General features: G+C 45.2%; 16 protein-coding genes and 3 pseudogenes. 11 read left to right on the plus strand and 8 right to left on the minus strand.

The window, feature by feature from the left end:
• Positions 1-281, plus strand: a pseudogene (locus tag H6F74_RS29675) (hypothetical protein); the annotation flags it as partial.
• 163 nt (positions 282-444) lie between these two features.
• Positions 445-822, plus strand: coding sequence for a hypothetical protein (locus H6F74_RS20940; RefSeq protein WP_190444125.1), 378 nt, complete (start codon positions 445-447; stop codon positions 820-822).
• A 100-nt stretch (positions 823-922) separates the two neighbouring features.
• Here the strand turns inward: H6F74_RS20940 and H6F74_RS20945 are convergent, their stop codons facing one another.
• The 3 genes from H6F74_RS20945 to H6F74_RS20955 all read right to left on the minus strand — a co-directional run bounded on the left by H6F74_RS20945 (position 923) and on the right by H6F74_RS20955 (position 3003).
• Entirely contained in the window at positions 923-1351 is a 429-nt protein-coding gene (locus tag H6F74_RS20945) for a VOC family protein (RefSeq protein ID WP_190444126.1), read from the minus strand.
• A 142-nt stretch (positions 1352-1493) separates the two neighbouring features.
• On the minus strand, positions 1494-1676 hold the full coding sequence (locus H6F74_RS20950; protein WP_190444127.1) for a hypothetical protein: 183 nt from the start codon (positions 1674-1676) through the stop codon (positions 1494-1496).
• A gap of 79 nt (positions 1677-1755) precedes the next feature.
• Positions 1756-3003: an RNA polymerase sigma factor gene (locus H6F74_RS20955; RefSeq protein WP_190444128.1), complete on the minus strand. Its 1248-nt coding sequence runs from the start codon at positions 3001-3003 to the stop codon at positions 1756-1758.
• Positions 3004-3290: 287 nt separating this feature from the next.
• On the opposite strand from H6F74_RS20955, the gene H6F74_RS20960 reads away from it, so the two are divergent.
• The 6 genes and pseudogenes from H6F74_RS20960 to H6F74_RS31135 all read left to right on the plus strand — a co-directional run.
• Positions 3291-3644, plus strand: a complete 354-nt coding sequence (locus tag H6F74_RS20960) for a YciI family protein (RefSeq protein WP_190444129.1) — start codon at positions 3291-3293, stop codon at positions 3642-3644.
• 49 nt (positions 3645-3693) lie between these two features.
• On the plus strand, positions 3694-3945 hold the full coding sequence (locus tag H6F74_RS29470) for a hypothetical protein (RefSeq protein ID WP_199301474.1): 252 nt from the start codon (positions 3694-3696) through the stop codon (positions 3943-3945).
• 7 nt (positions 3946-3952) lie between these two features.
• The gene (locus tag H6F74_RS29475) at positions 3953-4135 is read left to right on the plus strand and encodes a nuclear transport factor 2 family protein (RefSeq protein WP_199301475.1); all 183 of its coding nucleotides are present in this window, start codon (positions 3953-3955) and stop codon (positions 4133-4135) included.
• A 33-nt stretch (positions 4136-4168) separates the two neighbouring features.
• Entirely contained in the window at positions 4169-4579 is a 411-nt protein-coding gene (locus H6F74_RS20970) for a VOC family protein (protein ID WP_190444130.1), read from the plus strand.
• A gap of 181 nt (positions 4580-4760) precedes the next feature.
• Complete coding sequence (locus H6F74_RS20975; protein ID WP_190444131.1) at positions 4761-5168, plus strand: VOC family protein; 408 nt, start codon at positions 4761-4763, stop codon at positions 5166-5168.
• A gap of 21 nt (positions 5169-5189) precedes the next feature.
• A pseudogene (locus tag H6F74_RS31135) lies at positions 5190-5336 on the plus strand (glutathione S-transferase N-terminal domain-containing protein); the annotation flags it as partial.
• A 336-nt stretch (positions 5337-5672) separates the two neighbouring features.
• Here the strand turns inward: H6F74_RS31135 and H6F74_RS20985 are convergent.
• The 5 genes from H6F74_RS20985 to H6F74_RS21005 form a co-directional block, all read right to left on the minus strand.
• A complete protein-coding gene (locus H6F74_RS20985; RefSeq protein ID WP_190444132.1) occupies positions 5673-6416 on the minus strand; it encodes a DevA family ABC transporter ATP-binding protein in 744 nt (247 codons plus the stop codon).
• Positions 6417-6500: 84 nt separating this feature from the next.
• Positions 6501-7667 carry an ABC transporter permease DevC gene (gene devC / locus H6F74_RS20990; protein WP_190444133.1) on the minus strand — a complete coding sequence of 389 codons (1167 nt, stop codon included), beginning with the start codon at positions 7665-7667 and terminating at the stop codon, positions 6501-6503.
• Between the two features lie 53 nt (positions 7668-7720).
• Complete coding sequence (locus H6F74_RS20995; RefSeq protein ID WP_242022263.1) at positions 7721-8917, minus strand: ABC exporter membrane fusion protein; 1197 nt, start codon at positions 8915-8917, stop codon at positions 7721-7723.
• The gene (locus H6F74_RS21000; protein WP_190444134.1) at positions 8914-9477 is read right to left on the minus strand and encodes a TetR/AcrR family transcriptional regulator; all 564 of its coding nucleotides are present in this window, start codon (positions 9475-9477) and stop codon (positions 8914-8916) included. Before H6F74_RS21000 ends, H6F74_RS20995 begins: the two co-directional genes overlap by 4 nt.
• 510 nt (positions 9478-9987) lie before the next feature.
• Positions 9988-10626, minus strand: coding sequence for an SMI1/KNR4 family protein (locus H6F74_RS21005; protein ID WP_190444135.1), 639 nt, complete (start codon positions 10624-10626; stop codon positions 9988-9990).
• A gap of 132 nt (positions 10627-10758) precedes the next feature.
• Here H6F74_RS21005 and H6F74_RS21010 point away from each other — a divergent pair, with 132 nt between their 5' ends.
• The 3 genes and pseudogenes from H6F74_RS21010 (at position 10759) to H6F74_RS21020 (ending at position 13027) form a co-directional block, all read left to right on the plus strand.
• On the plus strand, positions 10759-11142 hold the full coding sequence (locus H6F74_RS21010) for a helix-turn-helix domain-containing protein (protein WP_190444136.1): 384 nt from the start codon (positions 10759-10761) through the stop codon (positions 11140-11142).
• 66 nt (positions 11143-11208) lie between these two features.
• A pseudogene (locus H6F74_RS21015) lies at positions 11209-12352 on the plus strand (IS4 family transposase).
• A 69-nt stretch (positions 12353-12421) separates the two neighbouring features.
• The gene (locus H6F74_RS21020; protein WP_190444137.1) at positions 12422-13027 is read left to right on the plus strand and encodes an IS630 family transposase; all 606 of its coding nucleotides are present in this window, start codon (positions 12422-12424) and stop codon (positions 13025-13027) included.
• The last annotated feature ends 202 nt before the right edge of the window (positions 13028-13229 follow it).

The following is a 13229-nucleotide window of genomic DNA, read 5'->3' on the forward strand; positions in this document are numbered from 1 at the left end:
AGAGTTTGAACCCGAATTTCTCCAGAAACCATGATGCACCCGAAACTTTGCCATCACTTACTTCTACCTGTTCAAAATTATCGACTGTGACAGTTGAAAGGGCGGAATGTGGGTTAGAGCAGTTGGCTACACAAGAAAAAGAGAAGGTAGAACAGTCGGTTCAAAAGATACTCTTTTGGGACTTCAGAAGGGTGATTATGGCTCATGGCAGCCTTGTAGAGACTGATGCAAAAAGAAGGTTTAAGGAAGGGTACGAGTGGTTTTTAGGTAAGTCTCTTTGAGATTGCAGCACAGATACAGCAATCACGAGTTTTTCTTGACTCAATAGCAAATAATTCAAGACAAGGAACAATCCATCAATCTCTCAAATCTTTAGAACCAAGGCTTTTGACAATAAAGCCGCTCTTAGGCATTTGGTTAGCGCTGCAACTCCCATAAAAATCAATGCTCCAACGAAAGAAAATTCTGGCAGGTTTGATAATTGCTTACGGCACAGGGGTTATTCTCTGGGTTGCTCATAACTTTATTCAAGCCTTGATTACTGAACACATTCGAGTTGATTTGACGATTGGCAGTTATGTCTTAGTAACCTTGTTGGTCTTCTTTGGCACATCATCCGTGGCGATTGGTATGTGGTATCAACGCCATCCCAACTGGGTGAGGCGAGTTGTGATGGCAGCAGCCGCCGCGCTAACTATTGCAGTGGTCTATGCTTCTACTGCGGTCGATCCCAGCAGTCTCCTAATCAGTCTCACTTTCTTGGCTATGTGGAGTGTGCCACCTCTTGCTATAGGAATGTACTTGCTCAAACCTGTCAGATGAGAAAGATGTCACTCACGGTATGAAAACCATCGGGAAGGAATTTGGTTGTCATGAGTCATTCCTCTTTCACAGAATGAATAGGACTTTTCGCTCGTTCAGCTTAGGCAGATTTGCTGTCGTTGAGTTCTTGCTCAAGCTGCTCATCCCAAAAGGAGGCTTCAACCTTGTGTCCATCTGGATCACGCACAAAGCAACCGTAGTATGGCTCACTGTATTCGGGTCTGCCACCTGGCGCCCCTTCATCTGTGCCACCGGCTGCCAGTGCTGCTTCGTAGAAGGCATGGACGGCTTCTTTCGTGGGAGCGATAAAGCCAATATGAGTACCATTGCCAACTGTTGCGGGCTGTCCATCGAGCGGTGTTGCCACCCAAAACTCTGGGTACTGTTTTCCATAAGCGATCGCACCTGGATGTTCCATCAGTCGCTTGCAGCCTAAAGGGGGCAACACAGCGTCGTAAAAAGCGATTGCCCGCTCAAAATCATTGGTGCCAATCGAAACGTGCGAGAGAACGCTGGGATTATCGTCCATATCTGAATCCTCCATGAGTTAATTTGAAACCGGGCAGATCAGAGATTTGGAGCGGTGCTTTGATCGGTTTTAGCTGGAAGCTCAATGAAACGATTACCCTTGGGGAACTGCGAAGCAACCGCATTATAACAGTGCATTTGTACTAAAGCAATCGGGTTACTCTTGCCTTTGTTAAGTTGCAAATTCGTTCTGCTGGAGTAGATATTGAGGCGTGAGGGAGTGCGATCGCGTTCGGTAAACTTCCAGCAATAGAGATTGTAAGTTCGACTGACTTAACCGCTGGGTGAGGACTTCTAACACTCACTACTTCTGGGACGAGTGACATATTTAGTTCAGGCGTTGTCGCGCTCTTCTATCAGTCTGTGGGAAATGGCTAACCGCCTTGCTTCACATGGACGTTGGAGCTAAACTTCGCGCAGCCGACGTTCCAGGAAGCGGCGTTCACTCTCATTGGTCACCAGCGCCAGCGCACAGGCATAACTCTGGGCGGCGGCTTGGGAGTCTCCGAGTCGTCGCAACAGATCGGCACGGGCGGCGTGAAACAGGTGATAAGTGTCGAGTTCGTTGGTGAGTCTATCAATAAGTGCAAGTGCCGCCTGAGGTCCGGCTACCATTGCGATCGCCACCGCCCGATTCAATGACACGATGGGCGTTGGCTGTAAGCGTTCCAAAAAACCATAGAGTCTCACGATCTGCGCCCAGTCTGTCTCTTGGGCTTGCGCTGCCTGACAGTGAAGTGCGGAGATGGCGGCTTGCAGCGCAAACGAACCTGACCCGCCGCGCAGCGCCTCCTCAACCAGCGGCAATGCGGAGGCAATTTGCTGCTGATTCCAACGGCGACGATCCTGATCTTCGAGCAGAACCAAATCGCCCCTCTCATCAAGACGGGCATCACGCCGCGAGTCGTGCAGCAACATCAATGCTACCAGCGCGGTCACTTCTGAGGGCGGTTGCGGGGACATCAACGTTCTGACGAGGCGACCGAGTTGGATCGCTTCGGCACAAAGATCGGCTCTGACCATTGCCTCGCCACGGGTCGCCGCATACCCTTCGTTGAAAATGAGATAGATTACGGTCAGCACTGCATCTATCCGCGTGGGCAGATCGCTTATCTCTGGAACTCTGTAGGGAATGCCTGCATCTCGAATCTTGCGCTTGGCACGCACGAGCCGTTGTGCCATTGTTGCCGTGGGTACGAGAAACGCACGGGCAATTTCATCGGTCTCCAGTCCGCCCAGCATTCGCAGTGTCAAAGCGACCTGCGCCTCGATCGCCAGTGCGGGGTGACAGCAGGTGAAGATCAGCCGCAGTCGATCGTCCGGAATTTCATCGTTGTCATAATGAGGCTCCTCACTGCTCGGAATCAACCCGGACGCGGCATACCATTCGAGTTTCTCACCCAGCCGCGTTCGTCGTCGGAGGCGGTCAATCGCTTTGTATCGCGCTGTTTTGATAATCCAGGCACGAGGGAGAGCCGGAATGCCTGTGTCTTGCCACTGATTGACAGCCGCCGTAAAAGCCTCCTGTGCTGCCTCTTCAGCGATGTCAAAATCTCCCACCAGCTGGATCACAATGGCAATGATCCGCCCCCAGTCAGTGCGGTAAACGGAAGTAATCGCCTGAGTGACATCTGAGTTTGTGTTTGAAACCATAGCGGACGATCAAAAAGTTTCTAAAAATTTCTGTTGAGGTGTCGATTTGAGCCAACGCCATTCGACTCACTTACAAAGGGAAAACCGGAGGCAACTCAAGATCAGGTCGAGCGTAAAAATTTTTTGGCAAGGTGTCGATTTGAGCCAGCGTCATTCGACTGACTTATGAAAGGAATCTAAGGAGGTCAAGCTCAGATCGTACTGGATGATAAAAATTTTTGGCAAAGTGTCGATTTGAGCCAGCGTCATTCGACTCACTTACAAAGGCAACCAACGGAGGCCACCGAATGAAATATGTGCTGCTGATTTACCTGGAAGAAAATGCCCTAAGCGAACCCGAGCGGGAGCAATGCTATGCAGAATCAGCCCAACTCGCGCAGCAACTGGACTCGAAGGGACAGTATTTAACGACCGCTCCGCTTCACCCTGTCGCAACAGCAACCAGCGTCCGGGTGCGCGACGGCAAACCGCTCGTGACCGATGGACCTTTTGCCGAAACCCGCGAACAACTGGGTGGATTTTTCTTGATCAATGCTCAGGATCTCGATGAAGCGATCGCGATCGCTACTCAGATTCCTGGAGCGCAAGTCGGCACGGTCGAAATTCGCCCTGTTATTGAAGTCGCGGGCTTGCCAGATTAATGCCTGCACGAAACTTTACCCAAACTGAAAACTCAAAGGAGATCCTGCAATGACAACCGCAAGCACAATCACATCAAACGAAGCTCAAATTCGCCAACTGATCGCGGATCAACAACATGCCATTTGCGCTAAGAACGTGGATCAAATCATGTCCCGCTATGCGACCGAAGTCATCATCTTTGATGTTATACCCCGTTCCAAACCAAAGGCAAAGCCGCTTTTCGTCAAGCGTGGGAAGCGTGTTTACCCTGCTTTCCCGATTCATTTGAGATGGAAACAAGAGACCTCACAATCATCGTGAATGACAATTGGCAGTTGCCCATTGGCTGTTTCGCTTCATAGGACAGGAAGACCATCCCGCCATGCAAACCTGGGTGCGAGTCACATCCGTCTGCCAGAAAAGTCAGGGCAACTGGCAGATTCTCCACGAACATCTCTCTGTTCCCTTTAACCCAGAAACGTCTCAAGCTGCTTTCACGCTCAACCCGTAATCCAATTTCTGAACCAACTCTTCTGAGTACATCATGAAACTCAACCCTTATCTCAATTTCAACGGCAACTGTGAGGCAGCGTTCAAGTTTTATGAGCAATGTCTCGGCGGCAAAATTGTCATGATGATGACCCACAAGGAAGCACCCTCGGCAGAACATGTGCCTGCCCAATGGCACGACAAGATCATGCACGTTTGTCTCGATTTAGGCGATCGCCTCTTAATGGGGTCTGACAGTCCGTCTGGGTATTTTGAAACACCCCAAGGCTTCTATGTGCAAATTAGCGTTGACGAGCCAACCGAGGCAGAACGCATTTTTCACGCTTTGGCAGAAAACGGGAAAGTCAAGATGCCGCTCGCTCAAACCTTCTGGTCTGCCCGGTTTGGCTTGTTGGTCGATCAGTTCGGCACACCCTGGATGATCAACTGCGAACAGACGACTTGAATCTTCGTCATCTCCCTAAAACTTAAACCTCAACACATGGCGTTGCTGAATGATGGGATGATTTCTTCTGATTAAAAACGAAAAATCAGGGACTCCAGCCCCCGATTCATCCCTATGATCAGCAACGCCCAACACATGATCACCGCTCGTTTATCTGCAACAAATTACACAAGGAGAAACCATGAGTACTCAAATTTTCGTCAATCTACCCGTCAAGAACCTCAACCAGTCGATCGAGTTCTTTACCCAACTCGGCTTCCAGTTCAATCCTCAGTTCACTGATGAGACGGCCACCTGCATGATTGTGAGTGAGAACATCTCCGTGATGCTCTTGACCTATGAGAAGTTCAAGAATTTTACTCCCAATACCATTTGTGATGCCACGAAAAGCACCGAAGTGCTGGTGTGTTTATCTGCTGAAAGCCGAGAAGCCGTTAATGACCGAGTTCACAAGGCGATCGCGGCGGGAGGCACAACCTACAACGAACCCCAAGACCACGGCTTCATGTATGGACATGGTTTTCAGGATTTAGATGGTCACATTTGGGAATTGGTGTACATGGAGCCAAGCGCAATTAACCAAGCCTGAAACTGTAAGGAGAAAGACATCATAAATCTGCTAACAGGTGAACACTGTACACCCGTGTTTCTCGCAGTTAATCCCCCTGGCAAGCTCCCTGTGTTGGTCGATGGAGTGCATTCAATCACTGAGTCTGTGGCTATCACCTTGTATCTTGCCGAGAAGTACCCAGACCAGGTTAAACGTTCTTAAACCAAAATGTTGAGCCGTCCCATAAGCCTACTTATGGCACCAGTTTACGCAGGGAAAAGCAGTAGACTCTTGGGTGACGTACTGAGTGCTGCACCCTAAAAGTGGCGACCGAGCCTCCCCAAATCGCCGCTTACATCCCAAAAGAAATCCTCATCGCGCTGGACAACTGGAAACAGAGTAATGAAATCAAGTCTCGTAGCGAAGCGATCGTCAGGATTTAAAGCTTCTTATTGCGTTGTAGGTGGCTATGAAGGGTGTGACAGTTGAAAGGGCAGAATGTGGTTTAGATAGTGAAGAGCGATCGCTTTCGCTTATTGATCACTATTCCACGAGTGCAACAGCATCAGGGTTGGCAGCCAAGCGACCATCTTCCATATAAACAATGCGATCGGCAATATCCAAAATCCGATTATCATGCGTCACTAGCAAAATAGTGCAGCCTTGTTCCTTTGCCAATTTCTGCATCATTTCTACCACATCTCGACCTGATTTTTTATCCAGTGCAGCGGTAGGTTCGTCTGCTAGAACAATTTTCGGATGACTCACCAAAGCACGCGCGATCGCAACTCGTTGCTTTTGTCCTCCAGATAGATTATCGGTGTAGTAATCAACACGATTTCCTAAACCGACTGTCTTGAGAATATCGGTTGCTATCTCATCCATATTTTTGTCTAGATAGCGATCGTGTAATTCTAGAGACATTCGCACGTTCTGCTTAGCTGTAAGGAAAGTCAACAGGTTGTGTGCCTGGAAAATATAGCCAATTTGCTGTCGCACTACCCTCATCTCGTTTTTACTCGCTCCATTCATTTCTTGCCCCAGGATTTTCAGGCTACCTTCTTGTGCAGAACGCAAGCCTCCCATTAGTGTTAGTAATGTCGTTTTGCCAGAACCCGATGGACCAGTCATAATTACAATTTCTCCAGAATGGATGTCGAGATTGATGTCAAATAGCGCTTGTTTTCGTAGTTCTCCTTCACCAAAATAGTGATTGAGTTGATGGATAGAAATAACAGGTTCAGTGCTTGAAAACTGAGTAGAATCTGAGGAATTTAAAGTATGCATAGCCGCTTAGTTAGGGTTAAGGTAATCGTTTGAACTACAAAAGCAAAAGTTGTATGAGGGGTTAAGGTTATTGAGCGTGTGAAGTTAGAAAATATCAGCTGGGTCAGCAGACTGTAACTTACGCATTGCGATCGCTCCCGATGCAATGCACATCACAAGCGTCAAAGACAGCACGAGTACCAGACGCTCAAGCGACATTTTGACGGGAAGTAGCGTCGCTTGTGCTATTAGTCCGTAAAGGCCAAGTGAAATCCCAAATCCCGGAATAAAACCCAGGATTGCCAGAATCAAAGCCTCCTGAAGCAAAATTCCAACTAGGTAATTATCCCCATAACCCATTGCTTTGAGGGTGGCGTATTCAGGTAGGTGATCGGAAACATCAGAGTAAAGAATCTGATAAACAATTACCGTCCCTACCAAAAAGCCGACGATAGTTCCGAAGCCAAAGATAACGCCGATCGGACTAACTTGACTCCAATAGTTTCTCTCCCGTTGGATAAATTCTTCTTTGGTCAGAACCAGCACATCATCCGGCAATTTGGCTTTTATATTTGCTTGCACTTGCTTGATGTCTGCACCCGGTTTCAACGTAATTAGACCGATATCGATATCATCGGCTTGGCGTTCTGGAAACACACGCAAGAAAGTAGAGTCACTCACAATCAGATTGCCATCAGCCGAGAAAGAGGCTCCCATTGTGAAGACACCCGTGACTTGAATTTGTAAGTCATTCAGTTGAGCTGGAAGCGGTTTAGATTGCTGAAGTTGACTAGCAACATTACCCAGATCGGGTCGCGCTGCCTGGTCATAAAGTACATAATTCAACATCTTGAGTTTATTTAATTCAGGTGCAGCATCTGGCACATCCATTGCTGGGTTACTGGGATTGAAACCATAGATTTGTACCTGCCAGAAGGTTCGATTAGCAGGATTACGCCATCTTCCGATTCCTAGATAGAGAGAGTTGATGGAAGCTACCCCATCTGTACCCGCTGCTTGAAATAGCCTAGAGCGCGAGAAGGGTTTGATGGTCTGCACGTTATCAGATAGAGAATTTAGCAAGAACAGGTCGCCCCGCAACCGATAGTGCATTCCCGTAGCAGAAGCATAGGCAGATTCCATCAGTCCAAGCTGGAAAAACATCAGGATATCGGCGAAGCCAATTCCAGCTAAGGCAACAAAGAGGCGAGTTTTTTCTCGCTTCACCTGAAGCCATGCCAGTGGTGTTTTGCGAAGTAGTTTACGTAGCATAGGTTTCACCAAAGGTGTCACAAAAAATTTTGATATCGGGCAACCGTTATCTTTTACTTCAAAGTTACTTGTGGTTGAATGGCTACCTGTACTTGCAAGTTGGTTAGGCTTGCCACTTGTTGACTATCCTTTGAATTGAGGCGAATTCTGACTTCAATGACGCGGCGATCGAGGTTCTGTCCAGGCTGATTGCTGAAGACTTTTTGCTGGCTGACTTGCAACCCAAGTTGACGAACGGTTCCCCGCAGTTCTCCAGAAATCCCCTCACCAGTAACGATCGCTGATTGACCGCTGCGAATCTTGCCAATGTCGCTCTGGTAAATTTCTGCAACCACTTCCATTGGGTCAGTCTTTCCCAAGTCAACAATACCTTCGTCAGTGATCGCCTCACCGGATTGGGTGTAAACTTCCAAAACTTGCCCTGCGATCGGTGCGCGAATAGTTGCCTCCTTCAACTCAGCCTCAGCCCGTTTAACTGCTGCAACGACCTGGTTTACCTCGGTTTGCGCCACCCGGATATCTTCAGGGCGAACTTCGGCAATCTGGTTTAGAGTAGCCCTAGCTCGATTGGTCTGGGCACGCAATGTGTCAGCCGTGCGATTCCGATTAGATTTGACTTCGTTGAGTTGTGCCTGGGCAGTTTCCAACGTGAGTCGCCGTTGGTCGAGGTTGGATGCCGAGAGTGCTCCCTCCTGATACAAACCTAGATAGCGGTTATAGTCTGCCTGTGCGACATTAACCTCGGATTGCCGACGAGCAATGATAGCGGTTTGAGTCGCCATTTCGCCCCGCAGCTCTTCTTCGAGACGAGTAATTTCGGCTTGTTGAGCGGCAATTTCCCCAGATTTTGCTCCTGCTTTGACTTGAGCCAGTCTTGCTTGGGCTGTGCTAACTCGCTCCTGCGCCTCAAGTAAAGCCGCTTGTAGCCTTTCGCGACTATCGAGAATCGCAATCCCCTGACCTACCTGAACGCGATCGCCTCGCTTAACCAGCAGTTGAGCAACCCGATCATTATTTAGCGTTGCTGGGGCAGCCACTCGCACTACTTCTGAGGCAGGTTCTAGTCGTCCCAAGGCTGTGATTGGTTGAATAGTCGGTGCAGCGGGTGCCACAGGTTCGACAGGCTTCTGTCCAAACTGAGAGATACTGTAGTAAAGCGAGCCACCTGTGACGGCAATCCCCGAAACAATGAGTGCAATCGTCCAGCGATTAAGAGGCTTTAGCCGTTGCAGGATCATAGGGTTCTTCATTTTTCTAGGTAAGTGATCAACATCTTTCCAAGTAGCGTGACCTGCTCAAAAATTGGGATGTCATTGTCTTCCATACGGGTCAGCATCAAGCCCACAAGTTGAATCATCACAAAGTCTGCAAGGGCTGGGTCTGGAATTCTAAACAAGTCGGCAAAAGCTTGCTTGTTTCGTTGTCTGATTCGTGCAAGAACAGGGTTATTGCGAACTGCCTCAATACCCTGCTGCTGACAAAAATCAACCATCATACAGATGTCTTTAATCAGGTGGTCTTCGTACTTGACCGCGAAGTTGGCGAGTGCCTCAAAGCGCTCTGATCGCGTTTGCCCGTCTTTTAATTCGCTTGCGAAGATTTGGAGATACTCTTGACTCATTTCTTCAACCAGTTGCTCAAACATATCCTCCTTGCGTGGGAAGTAGTAGTAGAGTGTTCCAGTGGATACGCCCAACTCTTTAGCAATCTGTCGAGTTGTGATGCTTGCGTATCCTTTCTGGGCAAACAGGTCAAAGCACTTATGGAGCAACTCTTTGCGATATTGCTCATGGTCAACAATCTTCGGCATCTAGATTTTATATCGGGCAACCGTTATTTAATATAGCTTAACGGTTGCACAGAGTCAACTGGGCGATCGCTCAACTTGCGTCGTCTTCACCATCTATCAGATAACAAATTATTTGTCGCTATTGAGATATTAGTGTCGTTAATCCAAAAACCTTTCAAATCTTTTACAGTAGGGGTTTTGGGCTAAGTAACACTTTGGTAAAGATTCCTCTTTAAAGCCATGATTGTCTTAACTCCAGCTTTTCTTCATCCAAATATATCTAGGCTTTGCTAGCGATAGAAACGCTCAACGACAACAATTTGTTAAGACGACAAATAATCTGTTATTCTACATTTGGTCATTGGATGAAACCCGGCAATATCTAATTTTCATTAAAAATATCTCATAACTCATTTATTAATTATCTCATGAGACATAGATAAAAAGACGAGTTATGAGACACGATATCTCTGGATTTGAGGCGCGTTGCGTCAACTCAAAAAATCTGTCTTATAAACGGTCGGTTGCGACTCACACCCCACTTACTTCCTCATCCGCTGTATGTATAAGTGGAAAACCCGGATTAATGTCCGCATAGGCTTGCTCGAAAATTCTTGAGTCTTCCTCAGCTAGATTGAAGGCTTCTGCGTCTTTCCCTCGATAGTTTCCCGAATAGTTTTGATATCCCCTCTCTATCGCTAAAACAATTGTCTTTAGCCACTTAGAGAAGCTATCAAAGTAAATGTGGCGATCAGCATCATTATGCCAAAACTCGATAACTTGACCAGCTTGACCTCCAAAAGACCCCGCCAGATCAAGGACGTAGTAGTCACCCCCTCCATTTTCGGCAAAAGGAATCCAACGTGGGTTCCACCAGTTAGGTTCCTCAAACTCCCCCAATTCAAGAAGTTCATTCGTCTCTGTCCAATTCTGAAGAATTGCTTCTACATTCATAAGACTACGGTTGTACCACAAGGGCTTGTACTTGCTGTTAGAATGTCCATTCTTCCATTGGTAGAAGAGCTTAAACTCTTCGGGTAAATCAACATCTAACGCTGACTCAAAACTCTGGATTTGTTCGGACGAAAGCCCAGGCAATAACATTTCATAGAAGCTCGACCACTTTTCTTGTAATAGAGCATCAAGACGTTGGAGCAACTGTTCTACCATAATACTTTTCAATTATTAAAGAAAAAGAAAGTTAAGCAACTACTACGGCTTGAAGAATTAACTATAGCAGTCCTACTGGATTTACAAACTTATGGTAAATTTGTACTAAATTCTTGATTGCGGCTTATACCTATGAAGAACTTTTTACTGGAACAACAACAAAAACAAGAAAGAATAGGAATATTAATAAAATTTATTCAAAGCAATCCAGAGGCGAGGGAACTCAAACGGGCAATGGCTGTAAAAATGGCGCTACAGGGTGAAGTATACTCTAAAATTACTCAACTCTTGGGTATGAATAAGTCCTGTATCACTACTTGGAAGCAAAAATTTGAAGCTCAAGGGATAAATGGTATTAAGCTAGCTTATAAAGGGGCTAAGAGTTATTTAACACCAGAGCAAAGGGGGGAAGTTATAACTTGGTTAGAGACCAATAAATATTGGGATTTAGATGAATTAGTTACATATTTAGATGCTGACGGGGCGAAAAAATATGCTCAAAAGCTTACATTGTAATGAGTGCAGCGGTTTATGGTAAGAAAAGATAGGTCTACTTTTGTCAATAAGACCTATCTAATGATAATTTTGCCTTTATTTTACCAAACACACCTAAAAAGTAAATTAAATATAGCGGAATACATTTTTCTGAAAATTTTGATTATTCTGCTGCAATCGATTAAAAAATTTAGTTTAGAAGGTTTAGCTACGGCTCTACCAATTCCGATTACATTTGAAAGTAGAAGGAAGAAAATTCAGAGGTTTTTCTCATTACCAAATTTCACTATTGAAAAATTTCGGTTTCCAATTGTGATGGCATGGTTAGAAATAACCTTTTCAAATAGTCAAATAATTTATGTAGTAATTGATAGGACAAATTGGGCTTGTGTAAATCTATTTATGGTTAGTGTTGTTTGGGATAAAAGAGCTTTCCCAATATACTTTGAATTATTGCCTAAATTGGGGAATAGCAATCTCACGGAACAAAAAGCCGTTCTATCCCAAGTATTACCCATTTTCAAAAATTATAAAATTTGCGTATTGGGAGACCGAGAATTTTGTTCGGTAAAACTAGCAAATTGGCTGATGGATTGGGATGTATACTTCTGCTTGCGTCTCAAAAAAAATCATTTTGTCGAAATTGAACCTGACATTTGGATACAATTAAATGAGTTAGGATTAACCCCAGGAATTTCCTTATTTATCAAAGGAGTTAAAATCACAAAAACTCAAGGTTTTGTCAGCTTTAATATTGCTTGTAAATGGCAACGTAAAATCTTGGGAGTAGCTCCTGAAGAAGGAGGGTTTATTCTTACAAATTTGAACACTTTAAAGTCAGCAATTGCTGCTTATAAAAAACGATTTGATATTGAAGAAATGTTTAGGAATTTTAAGAGTGGTGGTTATAATTTAGAGAGTACAAATGTCTCAGGGGAACGGTTAGTATCCCTAATTTTATTAATAGCGCTTGCTTATCCTGGAGCCACAATTCAAGGACAAAAAATCAAACGCCAAGCTATCCAGAAATATATCGGTCGTGTTAAAGAATATGGGCGCATAGCTCGGCGGCATAGCATTTTTTATATCGGATTATATGGGCTTGCCTTGGGTGAATTTTATAGAGAATTGTGGGGAATTAGTCGAGTCATTATTGAGATTAAATCCTAATAAGCGAAAGTATTATCAACAAGGGCGGAGAGCTATGAAGCTTATTCTATCTGCATTCTAGCTATTTTTGTCGCCCCCTCAGATTTAGATGAACATTACGGCGTAATTTATCAATCAAAACAGAGCTATTATGACCTACTATCAGATGCAGGCATTAGCACCGAAGTTGTCCTACAAAGTCAACCCAAGTTACGACCCAGAGCTAGTAAAAAAAAAGAAAAAAGAAATTATTGATTTCTTAAAGCAGAATCAAGCTGAAATTGAGGCAGGACGACTGATTGTGTTTTTTGTAAATGAGTGCCGTTTACTTGGAGATGATGTGTGCGGATATGTTTGGGGTAAGAGGGATACCCGAATTGAAATTCCGATAAAAAATACAAAGAAAAGGCAAACTTATTTCGGAGCCTTAAACTATCATACTAAAAAATTTATTATCCGCGAGTATCCGGCAGGAAATTCAGAAAACACGGTCAAGTTTATCAAAGATTTACGAAAAGAGTATCGTGAAACAAGAATTGCTTTAATTTGGGATGGGGCTAGTTATCATAAATCAGATGAAGTTAAAGATTTTTTAGCAGCAGTCAACAATAATTATGAACCTACAGAGTGGCAAATTACTTGTATTGTATTTGCCCCCAATGCACCAGAACAAAATCCTGTAGAAGATATTTGGTTACAGACCAAGAATTTTTTGAGAAAATGTTGGCATCTGGAGCAAATCGTTTTCTGTCGTTAAGTGGCTATTTAAGTTCTTTACCAATAACCAAAAATTTGATTTTCCTAAGGTGCATCAGTATGCACCTTGTTCTTAACTCATTTAGGACTGGGTGCGTGTCACCTTCTTGAGAGAAAAATTAGGCTAGGAAAGAAGTCTACCCTCCCAAGGATCTGATGACTCCAGAAGAGCAAGCACAACTGCAACAGAGCATTGATACCAT

Source organism: Trichocoleus sp. FACHB-90 (assembly GCF_014695505.1).
Taxonomy (GTDB): domain Bacteria; phylum Cyanobacteriota; class Cyanobacteriia; order Cyanobacteriales; family FACHB-T130; genus Funiculus; species Funiculus sociatus.